Origin of the sequence: Pedobacter jamesrossensis, from assembly GCF_042650905.1 — a bacterium.
GTDB classification, from domain to species: domain Bacteria; phylum Bacteroidota; class Bacteroidia; order Sphingobacteriales; family Sphingobacteriaceae; genus Pedobacter; species Pedobacter jamesrossensis.
Genome location: NZ_JBHSBY010000030.1, coordinates 133,180 through 158,643, shown reverse-complemented (window position 1 = coordinate 158,643; position 25,464 = coordinate 133,180). Strand labels below are relative to the sequence as shown.

General features: G+C 35.6%; 23 protein-coding genes. 10 read left to right on the top strand and 13 right to left on the bottom strand.

Annotation, left to right across the window (positions count from 1 at the left end):
- The first annotated feature begins 49 nt into the window (after nt 1-49).
- The 3 genes from ACFOUY_RS05415 to ACFOUY_RS05405 are packed head-to-tail and all read left to right on the top strand — an operon-like array spanning nt 50 to nt 3,517.
- Nucleotides 50-2,203, top strand: coding sequence for a transglycosylase domain-containing protein (locus tag ACFOUY_RS05415; RefSeq protein ID WP_378959457.1), 2,154 nt, complete (start codon nt 50-52; stop codon nt 2,201-2,203).
- Between the two features lie 55 nt (nt 2,204-2,258).
- Complete coding sequence (gene hpt / locus ACFOUY_RS05410) at nt 2,259-2,801, top strand: hypoxanthine phosphoribosyltransferase (RefSeq protein ID WP_378959456.1); 543 nt, start codon at nt 2,259-2,261, stop codon at nt 2,799-2,801.
- 56 nt (nt 2,802-2,857) lie between these two features.
- On the top strand, nt 2,858-3,517 hold the full coding sequence (locus ACFOUY_RS05405; RefSeq protein WP_378959455.1) for a phosphatidylserine decarboxylase family protein: 660 nt from the start codon (nt 2,858-2,860) through the stop codon (nt 3,515-3,517).
- Between the two features lie 97 nt (nt 3,518-3,614).
- On the opposite strand, the gene ACFOUY_RS05400 is transcribed toward ACFOUY_RS05405, so the two are convergent.
- The 5 genes from ACFOUY_RS05400 to ACFOUY_RS05380 form a co-directional block, all read right to left on the bottom strand.
- Nucleotides 3,615-4,787: a mechanosensitive ion channel family protein gene (locus ACFOUY_RS05400; RefSeq protein ID WP_378959454.1), complete on the bottom strand. Its 1,173-nt coding sequence runs from the start codon at nt 4,785-4,787 to the stop codon at nt 3,615-3,617.
- Nucleotides 4,788-4,915: 128 nt separating this feature from the next.
- Complete coding sequence (rplS, locus tag ACFOUY_RS05395; protein ID WP_378959453.1) at nt 4,916-5,263, bottom strand: 50S ribosomal protein L19; 348 nt, start codon at nt 5,261-5,263, stop codon at nt 4,916-4,918.
- 137 nt (nt 5,264-5,400) lie between these two features.
- Nucleotides 5,401-6,075, bottom strand: coding sequence for a tRNA (guanosine(37)-N1)-methyltransferase TrmD (trmD, locus tag ACFOUY_RS05390; protein ID WP_378959452.1), 675 nt, complete (start codon nt 6,073-6,075; stop codon nt 5,401-5,403).
- 17 nt (nt 6,076-6,092) lie between these two features.
- The gene (gene rimM, locus ACFOUY_RS05385; RefSeq protein WP_378959451.1) at nt 6,093-6,620 is read right to left on the bottom strand and encodes a ribosome maturation factor RimM; all 528 of its coding nucleotides are present in this window, start codon (nt 6,618-6,620) and stop codon (nt 6,093-6,095) included.
- Between the two features lie 187 nt (nt 6,621-6,807).
- Nucleotides 6,808-7,449, bottom strand: coding sequence for a 30S ribosomal protein S16 (locus tag ACFOUY_RS05380; protein WP_378959450.1), 642 nt, complete (start codon nt 7,447-7,449; stop codon nt 6,808-6,810).
- Nucleotides 7,450-7,593: 144 nt separating this feature from the next.
- Here ACFOUY_RS05380 and ACFOUY_RS05375 point away from each other — a divergent pair, with 144 nt between their 5' ends.
- Nucleotides 7,594-8,115, top strand: a complete 522-nt coding sequence (locus ACFOUY_RS05375) for a 5' nucleotidase, NT5C type (RefSeq protein WP_378959449.1) — start codon at nt 7,594-7,596, stop codon at nt 8,113-8,115.
- Nucleotides 8,116-8,373: 258 nt separating this feature from the next.
- On the opposite strand, the gene ACFOUY_RS05370 is transcribed toward ACFOUY_RS05375, so the two are convergent.
- Nucleotides 8,374-11,415, bottom strand: a complete 3,042-nt coding sequence (locus ACFOUY_RS05370; protein WP_378959448.1) for a VIT domain-containing protein — start codon at nt 11,413-11,415, stop codon at nt 8,374-8,376.
- A 250-nt stretch (nt 11,416-11,665) separates the two neighbouring features.
- Here ACFOUY_RS05370 and ACFOUY_RS05365 point away from each other — a divergent pair, with 250 nt between their 5' ends.
- Nucleotides 11,666-11,989, top strand: a complete 324-nt coding sequence (locus tag ACFOUY_RS05365; RefSeq protein WP_378959447.1) for a heavy metal-binding domain-containing protein — start codon at nt 11,666-11,668, stop codon at nt 11,987-11,989.
- Between the two features lie 82 nt (nt 11,990-12,071).
- Here ACFOUY_RS05365 and pfkA read toward each other — a convergent pair whose 3' ends face one another.
- The 4 genes from pfkA to ACFOUY_RS05345 form a co-directional block, all read right to left on the bottom strand.
- Nucleotides 12,072-13,055, bottom strand: a complete 984-nt coding sequence (gene pfkA, locus ACFOUY_RS05360) for a 6-phosphofructokinase (RefSeq protein ID WP_378959446.1) — start codon at nt 13,053-13,055, stop codon at nt 12,072-12,074.
- On the bottom strand, nt 13,048-14,742 hold the full coding sequence (locus tag ACFOUY_RS05355; protein WP_378959445.1) for a protein-disulfide reductase DsbD family protein: 1,695 nt from the start codon (nt 14,740-14,742) through the stop codon (nt 13,048-13,050). Before ACFOUY_RS05355 ends, pfkA begins: the two co-directional genes overlap by 8 nt.
- 135 nt (nt 14,743-14,877) lie before the next feature.
- Entirely contained in the window at nt 14,878-15,327 is a 450-nt protein-coding gene (locus ACFOUY_RS05350; RefSeq protein WP_378959444.1) for a protein-disulfide reductase DsbD domain-containing protein, read from the bottom strand.
- Between the two features lie 7 nt (nt 15,328-15,334).
- The gene (locus ACFOUY_RS05345) at nt 15,335-16,111 is read right to left on the bottom strand and encodes a biotin--[acetyl-CoA-carboxylase] ligase (protein ID WP_378959443.1); all 777 of its coding nucleotides are present in this window, start codon (nt 16,109-16,111) and stop codon (nt 15,335-15,337) included.
- 44 nt (nt 16,112-16,155) lie between these two features.
- Here ACFOUY_RS05345 and rsfS point away from each other — a divergent pair, with 44 nt between their 5' ends.
- The 4 genes from rsfS to ACFOUY_RS05325 all read left to right on the top strand — a co-directional run bounded on the left by rsfS (nt 16,156) and on the right by ACFOUY_RS05325 (nt 20,515).
- Nucleotides 16,156-16,530, top strand: a complete 375-nt coding sequence (rsfS, locus tag ACFOUY_RS05340) for a ribosome silencing factor (protein WP_378959442.1) — start codon at nt 16,156-16,158, stop codon at nt 16,528-16,530.
- 27 nt (nt 16,531-16,557) lie between these two features.
- On the top strand, nt 16,558-18,654 hold the full coding sequence (gene ftsH, locus ACFOUY_RS05335; protein WP_378959441.1) for an ATP-dependent zinc metalloprotease FtsH: 2,097 nt from the start codon (nt 16,558-16,560) through the stop codon (nt 18,652-18,654).
- Between the two features lie 68 nt (nt 18,655-18,722).
- The gene (locus ACFOUY_RS05330) at nt 18,723-19,367 is read left to right on the top strand and encodes a LutC/YkgG family protein (RefSeq protein WP_378959440.1); all 645 of its coding nucleotides are present in this window, start codon (nt 18,723-18,725) and stop codon (nt 19,365-19,367) included.
- Between the two features lie 71 nt (nt 19,368-19,438).
- Nucleotides 19,439-20,515 carry a 3-oxoacyl-ACP synthase III family protein gene (locus ACFOUY_RS05325; protein WP_378959439.1) on the top strand — a complete coding sequence of 359 codons (1,077 nt, stop codon included), beginning with the start codon at nt 19,439-19,441 and terminating at the stop codon, nt 20,513-20,515.
- 6 nt (nt 20,516-20,521) lie between these two features.
- On the opposite strand, the gene ACFOUY_RS05320 is transcribed toward ACFOUY_RS05325, so the two are convergent.
- From ACFOUY_RS05320 to ACFOUY_RS05310, 3 genes are all read right to left on the bottom strand, one after another.
- Nucleotides 20,522-22,012 (bottom strand): tetratricopeptide repeat protein, encoded by a 1,491-nt coding sequence (locus tag ACFOUY_RS05320; protein WP_378959438.1) that lies wholly within the window; start codon nt 22,010-22,012, stop codon nt 20,522-20,524.
- Nucleotides 22,013-22,182: 170 nt separating this feature from the next.
- The gene (locus ACFOUY_RS05315) at nt 22,183-22,926 is read right to left on the bottom strand and encodes a zinc ribbon domain-containing protein (RefSeq protein ID WP_378959437.1); all 744 of its coding nucleotides are present in this window, start codon (nt 22,924-22,926) and stop codon (nt 22,183-22,185) included.
- On the bottom strand, nt 22,926-24,023 hold the full coding sequence (locus ACFOUY_RS05310; protein ID WP_378959436.1) for a Nif3-like dinuclear metal center hexameric protein: 1,098 nt from the start codon (nt 24,021-24,023) through the stop codon (nt 22,926-22,928). The genes ACFOUY_RS05315 and ACFOUY_RS05310 overlap by 1 nt, the downstream gene beginning before the upstream one ends.
- Nucleotides 24,024-24,252: 229 nt before the next feature.
- Here ACFOUY_RS05310 and proB point away from each other — a divergent pair, with 229 nt between their 5' ends.
- A complete protein-coding gene (gene proB / locus ACFOUY_RS05305; protein ID WP_378959435.1) occupies nt 24,253-25,332 on the top strand; it encodes a glutamate 5-kinase in 1,080 nt (359 codons plus the stop codon).
- Nucleotides 25,333-25,464 lie beyond the last annotated feature (132 nt).

Sequence of the window (25,464 nt, the reverse complement as noted above, 5' to 3'; positions counted from 1 at the left end):
AATAAACATTTAATTGTTACGTTTAAGCAATTAACCATTTTAACACTATATGCGAATACCCAAAATTAACGTCCCAAAAAAATATTTAAAAATAGGAGCCTGGGTTTTAGGCGTATTTTTTATTGTTTGCATTGCGCTCGGAGCGGTAGCATATAGCAAAAGGGAAGCGCTTTTAAAGAAAATGGTTGCAAAGGCAATTGCCAAAGCAAATAAAGATTACAATCTAGATGTTAAAATCGGCTCTGCCGGATTTACTGGGTTAAGTACGGTAAAAATGACCGGAATATCTGTTGTTCCTAAAGACAGAGATACACTTGCCAACATTGGAGAACTTAGCATTGGCGTTAAATTATTTCCTTTAATTTTTGGTAACGTTAAACTTGCAGAGGTTAAACTTAATGACGGCTTTGTGGGTATTGTTCTTAAAGATTCTACAACTAACATCGATTTTATTCTAAAAAGAAAGAAAAAAGATAGTACCGAAACTAAAAGTAAAGTAAACTTATCAGAAATAGCCAGCAATTTATTAAATCAGGTTTTATACAAAATCCCTGATGATATGGATATTAAGAACATGGTTTTTAAGTTGAATGATAACGATACGGCCAAACTAAGTTTTGCTACCGTAGCAACTATAGATGGTGGAGATTTAAAATCAACAATCAATGTAAACAATGGAGAATCTACCTGGCATTTTGATGGCTATGTAAATCCGGGGAGCAAAGAATTAAGCGTTACTGCTTATGCCGATGGAAAGAAATTAGAATTGCCTTATCTGAACAATAAACTTCATGCAAAGCTAAGTTTCGACACCCTACAAACCGAATTAAAAAACGCCAAATATAGTGGTGATGATTATAAGATTTCAGGCTCATGGTCGGTTAAAAATATGCTGATTAACCAGCCAAGAATTGCCAGTAATGATATTATTGTTCAGAGCGCAAAACTTGATGCTGATGTTTTAGTTGGGCCGAATTATATAGCGCTTGACAGCAGTTCTACCGCTTATTTAAAAAATGCATCTATTCATCCTTACATAAAATATACGCTGGGCAAAAACAAAGTTTACGAACTTAAGCTTAATGCAGAAGAGCAGGATGCCCAATCAATTTTCGATGCTTTTCCGCAAGGCTTATTCGAATCGTTAGAAGGTTTAAAGGTTCAGGGAAAGATAAAATACAATCTTAATTTTCATTTAGATACTGCAATCCCCGACAGTGTTCGTTTTAGCTCTACACTAACTCCAGTTGGTTTCAAAATTTTAAGGTGGGGTAAAACCGATTTACAGAAAATTAATACTCCGTTTGTTTATACGCCTTACGAATACGGTAAGCCGATGCGTGATATTACGATTGGCCCATCAAATCCAAATTTCACACCATTGAGTGCTATTTCTAAAAATTTCATTAATTCCGTTTTAACAGCAGAAGATCCATCATTTTTTACCCATAATGGTTTTGTAGAAGAATCAATAAGAAAATCTATTGCAGTTAATTATAAGGAAAAGAAATTTAAGCGTGGTGGCAGTACAATAAGTATGCAGTTAGTTAAAAACATATATTTAAGTCGCCAAAAAACCTTGGCCCGCAAAGCAGAAGAGATTTTAATTGTATGGTTAATTGAGCATAATCATTTGGTAAGCAAAAATAGAATGCTCGAAGTTTACTTTAACATAATGGAGTTAGGGCAAAATATTTATGGTATTGGTGAAGCCTCCAGATATTATTTCGGAAAACAACCTGCTGATTTAACTATAGGCGATGGACTTTTCTTAGCGAGTATTGTTCCAAAGCCCAAAGCATCGATGTACAAATTTATGGCTGATGGAAGTTTAAAGCCCTATATGTTTAACTATTTCAGATTTATGGGCAATATTATGGCTAGAAGAGGCTTAACACCTTCTGATACTTCTGGATATGGTTTTTACAATGTTCGCTTAAGAGAAGGCTTACGCCGATATTTGGCACCTGATACAGCGGTTATAGATACGGCTGTATTCGATGATGAAGATGACAATGATGGCGCACCAGTTGTTATGCAGGATAAAAGCAAAAGCTTATTTGATAGAATTTTCGGTGGCGTGAAAAAAGATACAACTAGCAAAATTTCTAAACCCAGCGATACCGCGAAAACTAAAAAGCAGTTAAGACAAGAGCGGAGAGAACAACGAAGAAAGGAAAAAGAACTCGAGAACGTACAATAATTCAGTTTTCATTCACCGTTTTCAGTTTTATATAAATAACGTACAACGACCAAGCATGCACAAAATAAAAGTAGAAGATAGAGAGTTCGAGATTTTTTTAGAAAACGAAACTATAAATAAACGAATTCGCCTTCTAGGTATTCAAATTAATGTAGATTATGAGCAAAAATGCCCATTATTTATTGGGGTACTAAATGGAAGTTTTCTGTTTATGGCCGATTTAATTAAAGAAATTGATGTGCCTTGTGAGGTTGCTTTTATGCGTGTTGCGTCTTACGAAGGAACATCAAGCTCGGGTAAAGTTAAAGAGCTAATTGGTTTGCCAGATGATATCGAAGGACGAGACATTATCATCGTTGAAGATATTGTTGATACAGGCTTAACCTTAACACACATCTTAAAAACGATAAAAGAAAAAAATCCATCATCTATAAAAGTAAGTTCTTTATTGCTGAAACCTGCAGCTTTAAAATACGAGATTGAAGAACTTGAATACATTGGCTTTGAGATTCCTAATGAATTTGTTGTTGGCTATGGTTTGGATTATAATGGCCTTGGAAGAAACTTAACTGATATTTATAGAGCAACAGAATCATAATTTTTGAACTGTATTAATTTATTTTTCGCACCTTTGCTTCATAATTTTCTAGCACAATGACCATACACAAAGAAGGCTACACAACTATAGCTTTAAGTATATTATTTATTTTCATTATTAATGCATTTGTAGATTACAAGTATTACGATGTAACCTGGTTACGTTGGTTTGTTTATATATGCTCTGCTGCACTATTTATTATTGTTTTACAATTTTTCCGTAACCCAAGCAGAACTTTTTCTTCTGGCGATAATTTAGTTATTTGCCCTGCAGATGGAAAAGTTGTTGTTATCGAAGAAACCAATGAAGGTGAATATTTTAAAGACAAACGCCTGCAAGTTTCAATTTTTATGTCGCCAGTAAATGTGCATATCAATAGAAACCCAATTTCTGGAGTTGTTAAATTTTTTAAATACCACCCCGGAAAATATCTTGCCGCTTGGAATCCAAAATCTTCTACCGAAAACGAGCGGACCACAACTGTTGTAGAACATAAAAGTGGAACGCCTGTATTATTCCGTCAAATTGCTGGTGCTTTGGCTCGCAGGATTGTTTGGTATGTAAAAGAAGGCGATCAAGTTGTTCAGGCGGAACAATTCGGATTTATTAAATTCGGTTCTAGAGTTGATGTTTTTCTTCCTATTGGAACAAAAATAAATGTCCAGCTAAATGATGTAGTTAAAGGTGGAATTACAACTTTAGCAACTTTAAGCTAAAGGTTATAAATTATAAAAAATGGCGATTTGGTTTATTCCAAATCGCCATTTTTTTGAACCATGATTATTGCGTTTAACCGTTATGGCTGAAATTTCGCTAGTCCATAGCATCATTACCAACTTCTTTATCACTTACCGAAGTAGGTTTGTCGCTTATTAATCGCTGTGTAGGATAAGCAAAATCAGATTTATTTCGCATTACGATATCCATAATCTCCAGGTTTATTTCTTGCCTAATTTTAAGATACTCACTAAAAGTAAGCGTCGTTACAAAATAATTCACCTCCACATTTAAACCAGAATCACCAAAACTTTTAAATGACGCGTTGCCATCATCGTTAGTTCCTACATGATTATTTATATAGTTTTCAATTTCAGCAATAATTTTTCTTAATGATTCTGAGTTAGTTTCGTAAGTAAGGCCAATAATGAAGGAAACTTTTCTGGAGTTTCTTAAAGATAGGTTTTCTAAAACGCCGTCAATCATTCCACGATTTGGTATCGTTGCCATTGTTTTTTCGGAAGTACGTATTCTTGTACTCCTAAATCCAACCTTTTCAACTGTTCCTTCAACGCCATCTACCTTAACCAAATCGCCAACAACAAAAGGCTTATCTAAAAAGATGGTAAAAGAGCCAATTAAATTCTCTAAACTCTCCTTGGCAGCTAAAGCAATTGCAATACCGCCGATACCCAATCCAGTTATCAGCGTTAAAACATTTACTTCGAAAACAAAGCCTAAAAGCGTAAAAAAGCCAATAAATATTACTATCGTTTTGAAGAGTTCTTTTAGAAACGGAACGAGTTGGTCATCCGATTTATTGTCCGTTAGCGATGCCTTGTGCAGTAAAACATGACTTATAAAATCGATAATTCTTAGAATAATCCAAAAAGTAGACAGGATAATCATAAATAGAAATATCCTATCGATACAATCTCCTATACTAACTGGAATTTTCTCTTTAACCTTTCCTACAAGCTTACTATAATGGAATATATCAACCTCTAAAGGATGTTTTAACTGATTAATAGAAAGATATAATGTTGTTAACAGAATAAAAATTTCTATCGGCTTTATTAATAAAGAAACAAAAGCTTCATCATGAGACTGGTTTGAAAAGCGCTTAAAAAGCTTAAATAAAAGTTTGCTTAAAAGTCTGGAAACAATTCTTTTAAAAATTAAACCGATAAGAAGTATTCCGCCGAAAAGGCAGTAGGCTCTAACCGAGTTGCCCCAAAAAATCTGTTCGAAAAATGCTGAATCTAACATAAATAACAAAATAAGATATTTATAATCTATTTACAATATTAACATAAGCATATCACAGGCTAAAATCTGTAAACAAAAAAACCTCCACGATTTAAATCGTGGAGGTTTATATCTAGTAATAAAGAATATTATTTTCTTAAAGATTTAATACGAGCAGCTTTACCAGTTAGAGCACGTAAATAGAACAATTTCGCTCTACGAACTTTACCATAGCTATTCACCTCTATCTTCTCTATATTTGGAGAGTTTACAGGGAAAATACGCTCTACACCTACACCGTTGCTCATTTTACGAACTGTGAAAGTTTCGTTAGCACCTGCACTGTTGCGTTGAATTACAACACCTTGGTAAATTTGAATACGTTCTTTATTACCTTCGCGAATTTTATAGTGTACGCTCACTGTATCGCCAGACTTGAACGCAGGAAAATCTTTTTTCGCGATGGCCTGCTCTTCAACAAATTTTACTAAATCCATGATTTTAAGCTATTAAATCGATATTTCAACCCGTGAAATTCGGATTGCAATATTAGGGATTTTTTTTTAATTAAAAAAACTAATTTTATTTTTTCCACAATCTTTTAGAAATCCACATTAAGATAATGTAAATGCTTCTATTCCAAAAGGTCAGGTCTGCGGATTTTAGTTCTTTCTAACGCCTGTTCATGGCGCCATTCGTTAACTTTCGCTTCATGTCCGCTTAATAAAATGTCGGGCACTTTATTTCCCCGCCAGTCAGCCGGGCGTGTGTAAACTGGAGCATCTAACAGCTCTCCCTGAAAACTATCAGATAATGCAGATGTTTCATCGTTTAAAACGCCTGGGATTAAACGAACCACGGCATCTACCACAATCGCAGCGGGCAGTTCTCCGCCGCTTAAAACGTAGTCGCCCACCGATATCTCTCTGGTTACAAATATGTCGCGTATGCGCTGATCTATACCTTTATAGTGGCCACACAAAATAATAATGTTCTTCTTAATTGATAATTCGTTTGCCGTACTTTGATTTAAAGTTACCCCATCTGGGCTCATAAATATAATTTCATCGTATTCTCGTTCCGCTTGAAGCTTTTCTATGCAAGCCGCAAAAGGTTCGATACTCATTACCATACCACTTCCACCGCCGTATTGATAATCATCAACACTTTTTTGTTTGTTGGTAGAGTAATCTCTTAAATTATGAACAACAATTTCAGCAATGCCTTTTTTTTGCGCCCGTTGTAAAATAGAATGGGCAAATGGGCTTTCTAGTAAAGCAGGTAGAACGGTTATAATATCGAAACGCATAAAGCAAAGATAATTTTTTATTTTTCAAGATAAACATCCAACAAACCTTCCGGCAAATCGAGCGTTAGTACTTTTTCCTCATCATCAATTTCAACAATAAAATCTTCATTTAAAGGGAAAAGGATTTCTGTTTCTTTGTACATAACCGTAGCCACAAATTGTTGTGGGTATTCGTTTACCTCCAAAATCTCTCCAAGCTCGCCTAGTTTTTCATCTACAGCTGTAAACCCTTTTAAATCAGTATAGAAAAATTCATCCTCATCACGCTCTGGTTTTTGAGCAATGGGTAAATATAATTTCTTCTTTAACAAAGGCTGGGCTTTATCAATGTGGTCAACATCATCAAAATTAAAATAACCAGTTTTATTAACTTGTAATTTTGCCGAAGCCACAAAGTAAGGCACAAGCTTACCGTTCATATCAGCAAAAACGATATCGAATTCGAGTTTTTCATAGTCATCAAATTCAAAGAATACCTGAACTTCACCTTTTAAACCCCTAGTTTTTGTAACGTAACCTACGTAAAATGCTTCTTCGTGTTTCATATAACCCCAAACCCCTAAAGGGGCTTTATTGTTGTATTGCTGTCACCCTGAATTTATTTCAGGGTCTTCATACCAAAAAGATGCTGATATAAATTCAGCATGACGAATGTATATATCCAATTCCTTTTAAATAAAAATAGCGTTCCGAAATTTCGGAACGCTATTTTTTGCAACAAAATAATTTAAATTATTCTGCGCCTTCTTCTTTAGTAGCTTCTGCTGCAGGCGCTTCTTTAGTAGCTTCTGCTGCAGGCGCTTCTTTAGTAGCTTCTGCTGCAGGCGCTTCTTTAGTAGCTTCTGCTGCAGGCGCTTCTTCAGTTGCTTCAGCCTCAACAGCTGGTGCTTCTTCTTCAGCAACTTCTTCTGCAACTGGTGCATTTTTAGCTGCGATTGCTGCTGCTCTATCTTCTTTTTTCTTAGCTTCTGCAACTAATGCTGCTTTACGGGCATCTGCTTTAGAAGTAGCTAAACCTTCTGATTTACCAGAGATTTTACCAGCTTTAGCATCAACCCAAGCAGTGAATTTCTCATCAGCTTGTTCTTGCGTTAAAGCACCTTTTTTAACACCACCCTCTAAGTGTTTTTTGTACAAAACACCTTTGTAAGATAGGATAGCACGAGCTGTATCAGTTGGCTCAGCACCACTGTTTACCCAAGCTAAAGTTTTTTCGAAATTAATTTCGATGGTAGCAGGATTGGTGTTTGGGTTATAAGAACCTAAACGCTCAATAAATTTACCATCACGTGGAGAGCGAGAATCTGCTACCACAACGTGGAAAAAAGGTTTTCCTTTTTTACCGAATCTTTGCAATCTGATTTTAGTTGCCATTTTCTTTTGTATTTATGTATTCAACATAGTTCCCGGAGCTGCATGCTGCGGGGCTGCAAAGATAACTAAAATACTGTAAATTAAAAACATAGTTTAATTTCTTTGTTTTAAAGATATTTGCGCCTTAATATTTGCAGATACAAAATGAAAAGAATTGCTATTGATATGGATGAGGTTATTGCCGATGTAATACCTAAATTTATTAACCTTTATAACCGTGATTTTGGCATTCCCCTCGATTTGGTTATCGAGCCAGGCAACGAAGTTTTTAAACAAGTGCCACAAGATGTTAACCAAAAATGGCTCGAATACATTAATGAAAAAGGCTTTTTTCGTGATTTAGCCGTAATTCCCGATAGCCAGCGGGTAATTAAAGCATTGCAAGAAAAGTACGATGTTTACATCGTTTCTGCCGCCATGGAATTTCGAAATTCTTTAGAAGATAAATACGATTGGCTGGCCGATCATTTCCCCTTTATAGATTGGCAACACATTATGTTCTGCGGAAATAAAATTGTAGAAGTAGATATATTAATAGACGACCGGATTAAAAATTTTGTAAACTTTAACGGCCGTCCGCTTTTATATACTTCGCCACATAACCTTTTAATTACAGAATACGAAAGGGTAAATAGTTGGGAGGAAATTGCTGGTTTATTACTTTAAAATATTTAGAAAGTCTGCGTTCAGCTTTTTATCTATGCTTAGCTGAACTTTTGGCTAAACTTTTTTTGCTACACTTAAAACTTCCGAAGTCTTTATCTAAAGCTTGGAGGACTTCGGAAGTTTAATTATCCTAAAAAGCCATGGTTCGTGTCTCCACGAACCAAACAGGTAAATACGGCAATTCTTCATTCAGTTTTTTGAGTTTAGTTAACCGCAAAGGTCGCCAAGTTAACCGCAAGGAACGCGAAGACTAAAAGCTTAAAAATTAAATTCGCCAACCAAGTTTCCACTTTTATTATCGGCCGACATTGGTAATACAATTACTTTTCTCTGTTGTTTTCCGGTTGCGTAACGGGTGTAAATCTCGGCGGTTACTGTAGTTGGTCCGCTGATGTTAATCTGCCTGTCGCCATAGTAATTTACTTCAATTTTGTATTTACCTTTTATTGCTTTCTTAATCATAAACTGCTCCGGACCATAGCCTTCAGTAAAGTCATTACTAATCCGACCACCAATTTTGGTCCTTGGATTACTATAATAACCTTTTTCGCCTGTTGGGTCGGTTAGCCACAAATCAATATCGGTATCATTTTTATTCCAGTTTAAAACCACCCGAACATCAACAGGTAATGGCATAATTAGCCTTCTATCAATTCCTTTTGTACTTAGCTTACTCCCGTGTTTTGTTATTAAGTTATTAATTTCTGAAATAATAATTTCTTCAATTCCCTGGTCTCTATCCGCAGTTTGATTATTGTATGTTTGGGTTAATACCTTATATAGATTATCCAAAGCTTTCTGATATTGGCCCGCATCAGCTAGTGCTAAAGCATAATCACGGTAACTTTGAGCATCCATTGGGCGCCATTGCAAAACCTTTTGCGTAATAAAAATCTCTTCGCTGTAGTTGCCGTTTTGTTTTAATTTGTAAGCTAAGGTTTTGTACAAATCGGCATTCTCCAAATCTAAATCAGCAATGCTGCTTAAAATAGTTAAAGCCCTTACGCTATCTTTTTGCTGATAAAACCAATTGGCTACATCGAAATAAAACATTGGCGTACTAATGTAGTTGGGGCGCATTTTTAGATAAGCCTGATAAGCGCTATCTGGTTTACCCGATAGGTTTTTCATGTAATCTTTATCGCTCTTAAACTCTGGAATAATTATGTCTGGCTGCTTTTCTACTAAAATTCTGTTACTTGTTAGAATTTGAACACCAGCAACTTTTCCCTGCAAAGATTTATTCATTGCCATAGATCTAACTGTTGAAATAGCAGCTGTGGTTTCTCTCCTTCTTTGTACAGTAGAGCCTACAACTACAACTTCGTTTAAAGCACTTTTATCTTCTGACTCCTTATTATTATTATTATTTGCTAAAGGTCTTGGCATTACTACCGGACTTGCTTGCGGCAGTGGCGGTGTGTTAACAGCCATTCTATCTGCTACCTGGGTAGTATTGGCAACTCTCATTTCCTCTACAACAGGTCTTGGATATTCTTCCCTTTTCTTTACCGGGTTTTTAATTGCAAAATCAGTATTCCACCAGGTTTTTAAATCTTTTGTCATATCAACCGCAGCGTTTAACAAATCTGTTTTGCGCTCTAAAATATCAATTCTACGTTGCTTTAAAACGGCATCATAAGCTTGTCGCAATTCTGTTGGAGGTGTAATATCATAGCGTAAATAATCATCCAAATTTTCTAAAACAATTAAGCTTGTATTTCGAGTTACAATACCAAATTGCTTGCTCAAAATGCTAATATCATCCTTATTAGCTTCATACTGAATATCCATTTCAGATATTTTTTTCTGTGCCCAAACCCTGCTTATATCAATACTGCTTAAGGTATGTTCTGTGGCATTTAATCGGATTGGCTGTTCTGTTACAACCGTATTTCCATAACCAAATTGGAGTACAAACTCAGTATTTAAATTATTTAATATTCCGGCTAGTGAAAAATTACCATTTACATTTACGTGCATTGATGGATAAGTTTGGCGAACATCAGCGCCATTTTTAATACCAAGAAATTGCAAATTTTCCTGACTTAATTGGTTAAAAGCATCGCTGTTAGAAATTGAATTTAAGTTTACAAACTGTCCACCAGTTTTTAAGCTTATGTATTTTAAAGTGCTGTAATCTGCCTTTAGTGAAGAATTTATGGTATGAACAGGTTTATTTATTTCAATTGAATTTCTGCCAAAAGTTGATAAACCATCGCTAAAGAAAATATATTCTTCTGCCAGAAAAGAGCGAGAGTTGACTGCATTAAAGTTTGTTCCACCATCGTAAACAATTTTCTCTAATCTATCTTTTAACGCTGTCCAATTTCCGTTAGAAATAGTGAAAGTACCAGCATTTTTAAAACCATTATTTAGCAAGCCTAATTGTATTGTTAGGTTTTGTTTTTTCTTAATGATTAAATCCAAAAGCGCTAATTCCTTTTTGATGTCGCGTTGCAAGCCACTTAATGATGAATCCCAAATTAGGCCAATTTGGTTTGACCATTGGCGAGGTCTGCTTACTGATTTTGGAAAAACATTCACTAAAAAATAATATCCGTTTGATGCTTTTTGCATTTGCACTTCGGGCAAGTCGTTTCTTTTTGGGAGATTTATAGTCAAACCAATTTTTGGTTGATAATTTGTTTTATTAAACTCGCCAACGTACGTATTTCCTTTTGCTTTTAAATCAAAACTTCCATCTGGTTGTTCGCCTAATTCTGGTTTTAAAATGCTTTCGTAAACTGTTGTTTTTAAAGAAAATTTTTCAATTGCTTGGTTATAATCTAAAGGTAAATGGTAGCGTAAAAAGTTTCCGTTATTGAAATTAAGTTCTTCTTCGTAACCTACAATTATCGTTCTGCTTCCATTTGCAGGTAATGGATATATTCTTGTTCTAAAGTTATTCCCTTCTACTTTTTCGAGCAAACCTGGGTCAATCCGGCGGCGCTCTATGCTTTCAAAAACTTCGGTGGCTTTGGCTTTTTCTACCGGAACCGCTTCACGCATTTTGCCATTAATATCTAAAGCATAACGGCTAATGCTTACGCCTTCGGGCATTGGAAAAGTTAATTCTCCTTCTAAAGTTCTACTGCTACTGTTATTAAAAGTCATCGTCATCACGGTGGTTGCAATGTTGCCTGTAATTTGCACATCGATGTTTAACTTTTTGAGCTTTACTGCATCATTTTGTTGATTACTTTCTGCTTGCTGAATTTTAAGTACTGGCATTTGCCCTTGAGCAAAATTTGCAAGTATTAATAGAGGGAGGATGAGTAAGGTTTTAAATAGTTTCATAACATTCGATTTTAATAGTGATGCAAAATTTGGAAAGATTGCATAAATTTATTTTTGACCGATGTGGGTAACGCCTCAAATAGCAAGACAAGACTGCGTTAAATAAACTGATAGAAATGAAGCCCGATTTATTGGCAGAAACGCATAGCAGGACTATAGAATTAATGGAAATACAGAACTTTATTTTTAGAAAAAAAAATTGTAACATTTTATAAAAAACACATTCTAAATATTTAAAAAAACTGAAACTATGTTAGTAACCACTACGCCTACGATTGAGGGCAGAAAAATTATAAAATATATTGGTTTGGTTACAGGCGAAACCATTATTGGCGCAAATATTTTTAAAGATTTATTTGCTGGGATAACGGATATTGTTGGTGGTAGATCGAGTTCTTACGAACGCGTTTTACGCGAAGGAAAGGACACTGCCGTTAATGAAATGCAACAGTATGCGGCCGCTTTAGGCGCTAATGCAATTGTTGGTGTAGATTTAGATTACGAAACTGTTGGCAGCGGCGGAAGCATGCTGATGGTTAGTGCAAATGGCACTGCGGTTGTTTTAGAGGATTAAGAAATTGCTTAACGCGAAAACTAAGCAAAAAAGAAAGTCATTCCGGTGCGGGAATGACTTTTCTTTTTTATAATGAATTTAGCTAAAACGAAAGAATATCGATTAGTTTTATCCAGGTAGAGCTTACTTTTTCTGCGTTAATGTGTTTAATTGCATGGTCGAAAGGCGTAAAAATCATTTCTTTATTAACCTGTCCGGCCATTGCGTTTCGCTCTCCTTTTATTAAACCTTCTACTGCCGAAACACCTAATCTGCTAGCTAAAACTCTATCCATACAAGTTGGTTTACCGCCACGCTGAATGTGCCCCAAAACTGAAACTTTTGTATCGTAATGCGGATATTTTGATTGCAGAATTTCGCCAACTTTAAATGCTCCACCTGCATCATCGCCTTCGGCAACTATAATAATTTTCGATGCTTTATCTTTACGGCTGTGTTCTAATTTATGAAGAACATCTTCTACGCCCATGTTCGCCTCTGGAATAAGAATGGCCTCGGCGCCAACACCAATTCCACTTCTTAAGGCAATAAGCCCCGAATCTCGCCCCATAACTTCTACAATGAAAAGTCTGTCGTGAGATTCTGCGGTATCTCTAATTTTATCAACAGCATCGATAACGGTGTTAATGGCAGAATCGTAACCAATTGTAAAATCGGTGCCCGCTAAATCATTATCAATTGTCCCTGGCATACCAACAATCGGGAAATCATGCTCGGTTGCGAATACATTAGCCCCGGTAAAAGTTCCATCGCCACCGATAACAATCAGCGCATCAATATTTCTACCTTTTAAATTATCGTATGCTGTTTTTCTACCTTCAACTGTTTTGAAAGCTTCACTACGGGCTGTTTTTAAAATTGTGCCCCCACGCTGAATAATGTTTGCAACGGATTTACGATCCATTGGCATACAATCATCATTAATAAGGCCTTCGTATCCGCGAATAAAGCCTGTTACTTCAATATCATAATAAATTGAGGCTCTTACAACAGCCCTTATTGCGGCATTCATGCCCGGAGAATCCCCCCCGGAGGTTAAAACACCAATGTTCTTTATCTTATTCATTTGTTTGTTTCTTAGCAAATTCTGAAAGTCCTTTATCCAGATATTGCAAATATTTTTCTATACTAAATTCCACTCCAATTGGAGGTGAAACTAATTCTTTTTCATCGGTGCCCAAAAGTACATAATATGGTTGCGAAATTGTATTAAATCTTTCGGCTTGTAAATGTTTGAATTTTTTACCTACAGTATTAACTTTAGTTTCTAAAACTTTTGAATCGAATTGCTCAGGTTCAGGCAAGGCAGTTTTATCATCAGTATATAAAGATACAACGATGTAATCTTCTTTTAATCTTTTAAGCACACGCGGATCAGACCAAACTTTAGCTTCCATTTCACGACAATTTACGCAGCCATGGCCAGTAAAATCTAAAAACAATGGCTTTTTAACTTCTTTAGCGTAAGCTAATGCTTCTTCGTAATCGAAGAAACCATCTATATTATGTGGGATATGCAGAAATTCTGAATACTTTCTTTTAGCATGAGCAGGAGCAGATACTTGATTTCCTGAACTACTTTCTTGCCCAATAACAAAATCTTGCGTAGATAATGGTGGAACTAAGGCACTAACAGCCTTTAGTGGAGCACCCCATAAACCAGGAATTAAATAAAATGCAAACACGAATGCCGCCCCACCCATAAATAATCTTGGAATTGATATATAAGGCAAATCACTATCGTGAGAGAATTTTATTTTACCCAATAAATAAAATCCTAAGATAAATGCGATTACAATCCATATAGCAATAAATACTTCTCTATCTAAAATTCCCCAGTGATAAGCCAAATCTGCCGTTGATAAAAACTTTAAAGCCAACGCGATTTCAATCAACCCTAAAACAACTTTTACTGCATTTAACCAGCCGCCTGATTTTGGAAGAGAGGTCATCCAGCTTGGGAAAATTGCAAATACAACAAATATTAATGCTAATGCCAGCGAAAAGCCAAACATGCCCATAATTGGCGCCAAAAAGCCTCCAGTTTGCCCAACGGTTACAAGAAGCGTTCCTATTAATGGTCCTGTACAAGAAAACGAAACAACAGCTAAAGTTGCTGCCATGAAAAAGATGCCGGTCAATCCTTTCGAATCAGACTTTGAATCCATTTTATTTACGAAAGAACTCGGTAACGTAATTTCAAAGGCCCCTAAAAACGATATCCCAAAAATTAAGAGGATAAGAAAGATAAATACATTAAAAAAGCCATCGGTTGCGAGTTCATTTAAAGCACTTGCCCCAAAGATTAATGTAATTAGCAGGCCTAAAACAACATAAATTACAATAATTGAAACTCCGTAAATTATTGCGCCCTGAATTCCTTTTCCTTTAGTTTCTGCTCTTTTTGTAAAATAACTTACGGTTAATGGAACCATTGGAAATATACATGGCAGTAAAAAAGCAATTAAGCCTGCAACAAAACCAGCTGCAAAAATAGAAAGTAATGTTTTTGAAGAACCTTCTGCTGGCTGAGCTTTTTCTAAAGTAGCGCTTGTTGAAACAACCTCTTTAGCAACAGAGTCTTTTATCTTACTATTCGCAGCACTATCTTGTGCAGAGCCAACTTCGGTAAATACTAGATCATCAGGAGGAGCCGTAGCTGTCGTGTCCTGAGCTACAACAGCATAGCTTTTAACAGCTGGTAATGCGATAAACATGGCCGCTATTAAGGTGAATAATAGGAATTTTTTCATTTGTGTGTTTTGAGGCGGTGAAATTAGTAATAATTTTATAAAGGCTTGGCCTTTAAAGCTGTTAACAGCATAGATTTTACTTTAAAAAGAAAGAGTCCCGAATTTTCGGGACTCTTTTAAATGTTTTAATTTCAACTACTTAACTGGGATGCTAAATTCAATCTCTTCTGGCGGAAGACATTGCCTATCATTACAAGTCATGAATTCGACTTTACCTTTTACAGCTGTAACGCCTTTATTTAACTTTATCTTTTGCTGAAAAATCACTTGATTTTCGAAATAGCTTACATTCATTTTGAAAGTATCTTCATACTTTACAATTGCTTTTGGTTCTGCAGTTTTACCAACCAAGCTAAAATCTTTTGATGGAGAAAAACTAAATGTTGTTTTAACTGGCCCACCACTTTTAACATTTTGAGAGTAAATATGCCATTTGCTATCTATAGATGCCTTTAAATATAAAACAGCTTCTGTTTTACTAGTTTTCTTTGCTACATAAGACCAAGTTACAGGCTTCTCAATTTGCGCAAATGCGCCTGCAATGGTAAATAGTACCAATGACAATACTAAAGTGATTTTTTTCATTATGTGTTTATTTTGTGTGTATGTATTCTATTTCCTTAAAATTGAATTTTACGGTTTGTTTGTCAATCGCCATTATCAATAGGCCACTATCTTCAATTCCTTTAATTATACCTTCAAAAACCTGACCATTTTGAAGGTAGCTTGCCGGAGAATTAAAGTTTAAAAGCCTGTTAAGGTAATTGCTTTGTAAAAAACTGTATCGTTCTGATTTCAAATTTAAATAGTATTTCTCCATATAAACGAATATTTTTTCCGTTACAAGCTCTAATTTTACTTGTTTGTGTAAAATTTGAAAAACAGATGTTGCCTTATTGGCCAACTCACCGTTAAACTGCTCTTGGTTAATGTTTAAGCCAATGCCAACTATCGCAGATTTTATGGTAGAACCTGTCAGGGTATTCTCTATTAGTATGCCACCAAGTTTCTTCTTATTGTAATAAATATCGTTGGGCCACTTAACTTTAACTGGCGAAGGTAGAAAATCTGATAGCGCTTCAGCAACGGCTAGGCTAACTGCCATATTTAAATAAAACTGCTTATTTAGTGGCAAGAACGATGGTTTTAAATAAATACTGGTACTAATATTCTTCCCCGATTCGGTTTGCCAAACACTTTCCTGCTGTCCTCTTCCGGCAAATTGATTGTCTGCCATAATTACAGTTCCTTCTGGTAATGGCTCGGAATTTGAAGCCAGAATCTTTAAATAGTTATTAGTAGAATCAACTTCTTTTAATTTGATGAAATTTTGACCAACAAATAGTGTCGAAAAAGTGTTATTTTGCAAGTGTTGAATTTATATTATTGTAATTCCAAAAATAAAGCATTTTAATGGTAAAAAAGAAAATAGTAGCCCTTTCTACATACCTTTCTGAGTTAGCCGTATACGGTATTCAAGAGAAAAAAGGAGAAGATATAGTGCGGTTGGATCTAAAAAATATTCATACATCTGTAGCTGATTATTTTATAATTGCGAGTGCAAATTCGGCAACGCAGGTAAAAGCTATTGCTGATAGTGTAGAAAAAGAAATATATAAAGCCACCCAAGCAGACCCACGACATAAAGAAGGTTTTGAATCTGCCGATTGGATAATTTTAGATTATTTTGATGTGGTTGTGCACATTTTTAAAACCGAAAAGCGCCACTTTTATGGCATTGAAGAATTATGGGGCGATGCTGAAAGCACAAATTATCAAAGCGCATAGCCAAACCACACCTTTTGAAAAAGACAAATGAACGATCAAAATACAAACGAAAACAAAAAACCAGGGAAAAAATTACCAAATATCCCTAAGAAGCCACTTAAAGGCTCAAAGTTTAATATTTTTTGGGTTTATGCCGCAATTATACTTGCTATTGTTGCTGGCAACTATTTCTTAACTTCCGATGGAAGTAAAGAAGTTTCTTACAGAACTTTCGAAACTCAAATGTTACTTAAAGGAGATGTAGAGAAAATTATTTCTTACAAATCCGACGATATTGTAAAGGCAGAGGTATACATAAAAAAAGATAGCCTAAACAAACCAGAATACAAAGCATACAAAAGCACTAGCAATTTTAATGCAAATACAGGACCTACTGTTTATTTTGTTGCAGGTTCGCCAGATGCGTTGGACAAGCTTTTATCTGATTCTCAAAAAAATATCCCTGAAGGTTCAAGGATTTTGGCACAGCCAACTACAAGGAACAATCCTTTAGCAAGCTGGTTTTTAAGTATCATTTTACCGGTATTACTTTTAATCGGTTTCTGGATTTTTATGATGCGTCGTATGGGCGGTGGTGCTGGTGGTGGTGGTCAGATTTTCAGTATCGGAAAATCTAAAGCAACCTTATTTGATAAAGAAAGCCAGGTAAACATTACTTTTAACGATGTTGCAGGCTTAGAAGAAGCCAAACAAGAGGTTATGGAGATTGTCGATTTCCTTAAAAACCCGAAAAAATATACAAATCTGGGTGGTAAAATTCCAAAAGGCGCATTGCTTGTTGGTTCTCCTGGTACTGGTAAAACTTTATTAGCAAAAGCTGTTGCCGGCGAAGCTCAGGTTCCTTTCTTCTCTTTATCAGGGTCTGATTTTGTGGAGATGTTTGTGGGCGTTGGTGCATCTAGAGTACGCGACTTGTTTAAACAAGCTAAAGATAAAGCACCATGTATAATCTTTATTGATGAGGTTGATGCTATCGGTCGTGCTCGTGGAAAAAACAGTGTAATGGGTGGTAACGATGAACGCGAAAACACATTGAATCAACTGTTGGTTGAAATGGATGGTTTCGGAACAGATTCTGGAATTATCATTCTTGCGGCTACTAATCGTCCGGATGTATTGGATTCAGCTCTATTGCGTCCAGGTCGTTTCGACAGACAAATTTCTATCGATAAGCCAGATTTAGTTGGACGAGAGCATATTTTCAAAGTTCACTTAAAACCAATTAAAACCTCAGAAGAGGTCGAAGCGAAAAAATTATCAGCTCAAACGCCAGGTTTTGCTGGTGCAGAAATTGCAAATGTTTGTAATGAAGCTGCGTTAATCGCCGCTCGTAAAAATAAAGAATCGGTTGATATGCAAGATTTTCAAGATGCTATCGACCGTGTAATTGGTGGTTTAGAAAAGAAAAATAAAATCATTTCACCAGAAGAAAAACGAATTGTTGCTTACCACGAAGCTGGTCATGCAATTGCTGGTTGGTTCTTAGAGCACGCAGATCCTTTGGTAAAAGTATCTATTGTGCCTCGCGGGGTTGCCGCTTTAGGTTACGCTCAATATCTACCAAAAGAGCAGTTTTTGTACACAACAGAACAGTTAATTGATGGTATGTGTATGACAATGGGTGGTCGTGTTGCAGAAGATATTACTTTCGGTAAAATCTCTACAGGAGCTCAAAACGATTTGGAACGTATTACAAAACTATCTTATGCGATGGTTAGTATTTACGGTATGAACGAAGCCGTTGGAAATGTTTCTTTCCACGATCCTCAAAACGAGTATAATTTTAACAAACCATATTCTGAGAAAACTTCAGAATTAATTGATGTTGAAGTTCGAAAATTGATTGGCGATGTTTACATCAAAACCAAACAATTATTAATAGATAAGAGAGATGGTTTAGAAAAATTAGCTCAAAAATTATTAGAGAAAGAGATTTTATTCCAAGCCGATTTAGAGGAAATCTTAGGAAAACGTCCTTTTGATACACGCACCACTTACGATGAGTTTGTTAACGGAACAGGCGATCAAGCTCCTGCTGCCGAAGGCTTAATTCACGATGGGGTTGGTAGTCCAGATATCAATAACGAAGTTACTGGTCTAAATCCTAGCTCAGAAAAAGAATAAATATTAAATGATATTAATATATTTGAAACCTCGGGTGTAAAAAATCCGGGGTTTTATTTTTTTAAGCAATGAGGGATAATACAACAGCAAAAGAACAAATGCTAAAAAAGATACGGAAAGCGCTTTTAGAGAAGCGTGAAAATCCTTATCCCAATTTAGAAGATAGTTCGTTGTATAAGAAAAATGTAGATGAGCTTGAGGTTTTATTTGCCGAGCAATTAACTGCTGTATCTGGTAATTTTATCTTCTGTGAAGATGGAATAGATTTTATTGAGAACATGCTGCAGCTTGCTGATAAGTTTAAATGGCGTAAAATCTATTGTTGGGAGCCAGAATTACAAGAATTTTTATCAAAGTACGAATTCCCTTTTTATCAAACCGACAAAGATTTTGAACAAGCCGAAGTTGGTATAACGATGTGCGAAGCATTAATTGCCAGAAACGGAAGTGTGATGGTTACTAATGAGGGAGCGGCAGGAAGAAGGTTAAGTATTTTTCCACATCATCACATCGTTATTGCCAGGACAAGTCAATTAGTATTAGATTTGAAAGATGCCTTTCAATTGCTAAAAAACAAATACGGAAATCAGATTCCTTCTATGATTAGCAATATAACAGGGCCAAGTCGTACAGCTGATATCGAAAAAACATTAGTCTTAGGAGCTCATGGTCCTAAAGAGCTTTTTGTTTTTCTTATTGACGATTTTTCTTAAATTATTTCCATTTTTAATTTATAAACCATATTTTTATACTACATACCGTTTTAGTATGCGGTATTATAATTATGAGCGCAACAATAAATACAGTTATTATCGGTACAGGAAGCTATATTCCTGAAAATATTATTTCCGGTAATGAATTTTTAAATTCAACGTTTTTCGAAAATGGAAATCGTTTAGAAAAAGAAAACTCTGAGATTATTCAGAAGTTTTCAGAAATCACTGAAATTGTTGAGAGACGTTATGTTTGTCCTGAACAGTTAAGTAATCACATCGGCGCAAAAGCTGCCGAAAAAGCCATTGAAAATTCGGGAATTGATAAAGAAACTTTAGATTATATTATCTTTTGCCACAACTTTGGTGATATTCCATTGAATAGTAACCGAAGTGATATTTTACCTTCATTGGCTTCAAAAGTTAAACAACAATTAGGCATTAATAACCCTGATTGCGTTGCATATGACATCATCTTCGGATGCCCGGGCTGGGTTCAAGGTACTATTCAAGCTGATTATTTTATAAAAAGCGGTGATGCAAAGCGTATACTGGTTATTGGTGCAGAAACGCTCTCTCGTATCATTGACCCACACGATAGAGATAGCATGATATTTTCTGATGGTGCAGGTGCTGTGATATTTGAAGGCGTTTCTTCAGAGGGTAAAAATGGTATTTTGGCACATAAAACAGAAACTCATGCGGTAAACTATGGCAATCTGTTAACTATGGGCAAAGGTTCTCATCCGGAAGAAACCACCGGTAATTATTACCTTAAAATGAATGGTCGTAAACTTTACGAGTTTGCCGTTATTCAAGTTCCTCAAGTAATCAAAAAAGCCATCGATAAAGCAGGTTTGTCCGTTGAAGATGTTAATATTGTTTTTGTTCATCAAGCCAACGGTAAAATGGATACGGCGATAATGAAGCGTTTATTTAAGCTTTATGATTTAGATACGGTTCCAGAAAACCTGGTTCCAATGACGATAAGTTGGCTTGGGAATAGCTCCGTAGCTACCGTGCCAACCCTGTTAGACTTGGTTTTAAAAGAACAAGTTAAAGGTTATAAAGTTAAAAAAGGTGATATAGCCGTTTTCGCCTCAGTTGGAGCGGGTATGCACATTAATGCTTTTGTATATAGATTTTAATTAAGGTCAGTTTATTCTTCTTAAACCCGCCTTTGCCTGGCTTTCAATACTGGTTTCGTATTCATGGTTTTTCATGCCGATAGCAGTATCGTAAGCCTCTTTAGCTTTTGACTTATTATTTTTTTTCTCATAGACCTTACCCATTTGCAACGCAGCATTGGCAGCAAAATAATATTTCAAATTTCGTCCTTGATTTATGGTCGATTGATAAAAAGCAAGCGCTTGATCGTCTTTCCCCAAATCATCATAAATTCTGCCCATGCGGTAATTAAACTCTGTTTTATCTTTATCTGAGCTATAATCTGCCGCTTTCTTATTATCCAGCAATTGAGCGGCTCTTGTTAAATAGCCGCCATCAAATAAAAGCCTGGCCTTAAGCAAATCTATAGGAGGCACTGGTGCTGATGCTTCGTTCTGAGCTTGCTTATCTTTTTCATTATAGGTGTAACCAGAATTGATAGCCTTTGTTATGTAGCTCGTATAGCCTGTTCTGTCTCCTTTTAAGAGCGAAATCCAGCCGAGGTGAAGATTTGTGTCTTTAATATAGTTGACGCCTTTATTTGTTTGCAAAAAACGGTTGAAATAAGACGATGCGCTTAAATCTAGCTTATTTAAATGTGCAATTCCTTCCAAGTAATCTAAATATGGAAATGACTGGTAGGTTGCGCCTTCTGGTTTTTTAGATAAAATATTAATTGCTTCATCATTATGAGCAGTTTTTATACAAACATAACTTTGCAAGTAGGATTTTAAAAGGCTGCTATCTGCAATTCGTTCTGTATATTTTATGGTTTTTGTATAAGCAGATGGACTATGGGCCACATCAGCTAACACATACGCATAGTAAAAAACAACTTCATCATAAAATGGCTCGTAAGTAGATTTAGGTAGATTATCTGCAAGCTTTTCGAACATATTTAATCCATTTTGAAGGTTTCCTCGAATACCAAAAGTAGATAATGTGCTTTTCAAAGCGCCGTCTGGCAGATTTCCTAGCACAGCATTTATCAGCCCAAGTCCTTTCATATTAAGCTGGAAATTCGGGAATTTTTTTACGTTATCCTGCAGCATATTATTTGCTTTTCGTATTTCCATGGCGGCATTAAAATATTCTCCGTAACGACCTCTAATCAAAGCCCACTGTAAATTTATTTCTGCCTGAGCGTATAAATAGTATGGAGAAGTTTTATCATCATTACTTATTTTATCCAATCTGGATGATTTGTTTGCCTTCAATCTATCAAAATCAGATTTACTATCCGATGTGATTAGCGTAAAGTAATCTACGTAATTCTCTAGCAAAGGAATAATAGAATTGTTAGGTCGAAGTCTTTTCTCGGTTGAGATATATGCTTTAGCGTTACCCAGCTTTAATTCGAAAATACTTCTGTAAGCATTAAGGCAGTTGGTATTGAAATCGAAATTGGCAAAAGATGACAGAGGAGATATAAGGGTGAAGAGCAGGAAGGTAGCGATAAATCGTAAGCTTTTAATCATTTTATAATCGTATCGAGGGTTTTATGTTAAAATTTACGCAAATACTGTACCTCAATTAAATAACACTCTACAATTAAGGTAAAAATAGGATGCTGGATTTAATTTCACTTAAAACAAAAAGCGGTCACGAATTTTTCGTGACCGCTTTTAAAATATTATTTAAATCTCGATTAAGCTTCTGCTACTTCTACAGTTAAAGCTTCATCAACCAAAATACGTCCACAATGTTCGCAAACGATAATTTTTTTACGTTGACGAATATCTAACTGGCGTTGTGGTGGAATCTGATTGAAACAACCAGAACAAGAATCGCGATCGATAGTTACAACAGCCAAACCGTTAACTGCATTTTTGCGTAAACGTTTGTAAGCAACTAATAAGCGTTCTTCAATTTGAGGCTCGGCTTTATCTGCTTTCTTTTGTAAATCCTGCTCTTCTTTTTCAGTTTCTGCAGTAATTACATCCAGTTCAGATTTTTTAGTTTCTAAATCTTTCTTTCTGCCATCTAGCTCCGCTTTAGCAGCTTCGTAAATTTCAGTTTTAGAAGTAATTTCAAAACCGTGCTCTTTAATTTTCTTTTCAGAAACCTGAATATCTAAACCTTGAATTTCAATTTCTTTAGTTAAAGCATCGTATTCACGGTTGTTTTTAACTTCTTTTAATTGAGTTTCGTATCTTTTGATTGCAGCTTGTGCATCTTTGATTGTGTTTTTACGGGTTACGATTGAATCCTCAAGATCATCAAGCTCAGCTTTGATTTTTGAAATTCTAGTTTCTAATCCTAAAACATCATCCTCCAAATCGGCAACTTCCATTGGTAACTCGCCACGTACCTGACGTATTTTATCAATTTTCGTGTGGATATTTTGTAATTCGTATAAAGCCTTTAGCTTTTGTTCTACGGTTTGTTCCATTAAAACAAGTAATTTATGGGGTTTGTATTTTGCTCCGTTAAACGGATTGCAAAGTTAGTAAATTTTTTCTGAATAATTTCAACCAATAAATTTGATGTAAATTGTTCAGTTTCAAAGTGTCCGATGTCTGCAATCATAATTTTTTCTTCTGCGTCGAAAAACTCATGGTATTTAAAATCGGCAGTAATAAAAGCATCAGCACCTGCAGCAATAGCTTCCTTTAACAGAAAACTTCCCGAACCACCGCAAACTGCAACTTTTTTTATTCTTTTAGGTAAAATGGAGGTGTATCGAACAACTTTAGCCTGCATTTTATCTTTTACCATGTGCAGAAAATCGTATGCTTCCATATCATATTCCAACCAGCCTAACATTCCAGAGCCAACTTGCTGATGCTTATTCTCTAAATTATAAATATCATAAGCTACTTCTTCGTAAGGATGATTTTCGAATAATGCAAGTAAGACTTTTCGTTCTTTCTGAACCGGAAAAATTACTTCTACCCTTAATTCGGCTTCGTGATGTTGCACTCCTTTTTCGCCAACGAAAGGATTAGCCCTTTCATTAGCCTTGAAAGTTCCAAAACCATCGGTATTAAAACTTGCTTCGCTATAGTTACCAATATTGCCTGCACCAGCATAAAAAAGTGCAGAACGCAGTTGCTCTGCTTGCGCATGTGGACAAAACGTAACCAATTTTTTTAATAATCCGGATTTTGGTGAAAGCACTTTTATACCACTTAAACCAAGTTTTTCGCAAATTTTTGCGTTTACACCTGTATGTACACTATCTAAATTGGTATGTATTGCATATAGCGCAACATTATTTTTAATCGCTTTTAGTACGACACGCTCAACATAATTCTTTCCGTTAAGTTTTTTTAACCCCTTAAAAACAATCGGGTGATGGGTAATTATCAGGTTACAGCCTGTCGAAATTGCTTCGTCAACTATTTTCTCTACACAATCTAAAGCAACAAGAGCAGCACTTATTTCCATATTTGGATCGCCAACTATTAAACCAGAATTGTCGTAGTCTTCCTGATAATTTAAGGGCGCAATACTTTCGAGGTAGTTTGTTATTTCTGATAATCTCATGCTATAAAGATATAGATTTTGATGTTTTTGTTTGAAGAGAAAATTTTAAGTTTTTTTTGAAAACGTAATTGCCATTGCCAAATTCTCCTACTTATTCATAAAAGGGTTTGCACCAGTTCATATTTTGAAATATTACCATTTTAGCAAAAATCTACTAAGTCTATTGATAATGATCTGAATTAAAAAAAATGATGTTAAATTGCCGCTATAAAATTGTTACAGAATAATAATGAAACTGGGTTACAAAAAAATAGTGGTTAAGGTTGGTTCGAATGTGATTACACAAACGAACGGGCTTCCAGATGATAGCCGAATTAATCACCTTGTTAATCAATTAGCCGAAATTAAAAAACAAGGTATTGAAGTAATTTTGGTTTCTTCGGGTGCGGTTGCCGCTGGAAGAAGTTTAATTAAAGTTTCAGAAAAGCAGGATGCTGTAACCACAAGGCAATTATTAGCCGCCATTGGGCAGGTAAAGCTAATTAATACCTACTCAAATTTCTTTGCCGAGCATAAAATAAAATGTGCACAGGTTTTGGTAACAAAGGAAGATTTCCGCGATAGAGCGCATTACCTGAACATGAAAAACTGTATGCAAATTTTGCTGCAGAATGATGTTATTCCGGTGGTAAATGAAAACGATGTGGTTTCTGTTACCGAGTTAATGTTTACCGATAATGATGAACTGGCAGGGTTAATTGCCTCCATGTTAAGTGCTGATGCGCTGATTATTTTATCAAACGTAAATGGTATTTATAACGGAGACCCAAAAATTGACGGCTCAGCGGTGATTGAAGAAATTTCTGGTTCGGTTGCTAATTTAGCTTCATTTATTCAAACGGGTAAATCACAATTTGGTCGTGGTGGTATGATTACAAAATCGACCATGGCACAGAAAGTGGCTAAACTTGGTATTACCGTTCACATTGCCAATGGAACAAAAGATAATGTATTAACGGAATTGTTCGATCAGGAATTAGTGCATACCCGTTTCGTTCCCGGAAAAATTAAGTCGGGCAAAAAGAAGTGGATTGCACACTCTGAAACAGCAGCTACAGGAATTGTAAAATTGAACGATGGTGCAAAAACGGTACTCACATCGGGCAGAGCAACAAGTTTACTTCCCATTGGGATTATAGAGATAAAAACCGAATTTTTAAAAGGCGATATTATTAAAATCATCGGAGAAGATAATCAGCTTATTGGTTTAGGAATTGCAGAATACGGCAGTGAGAAAGCTCGAGAAAGAATTGGACTGAAAAAGCAAAAGGCATTAGTTCATTACGATTACTTTTATTCCGCGATATAAAAGAATTAACCGCAAAGAAAGCAAAGGAAAAGGCGCAAAGAAATGCAAAGCTATTATCTTAATTTCTCTGTGAAAAACTCGGCGTTTCTGCGGTAAAAAAAACTTAAGCAAATCTGCATCTAACTTGGCGTT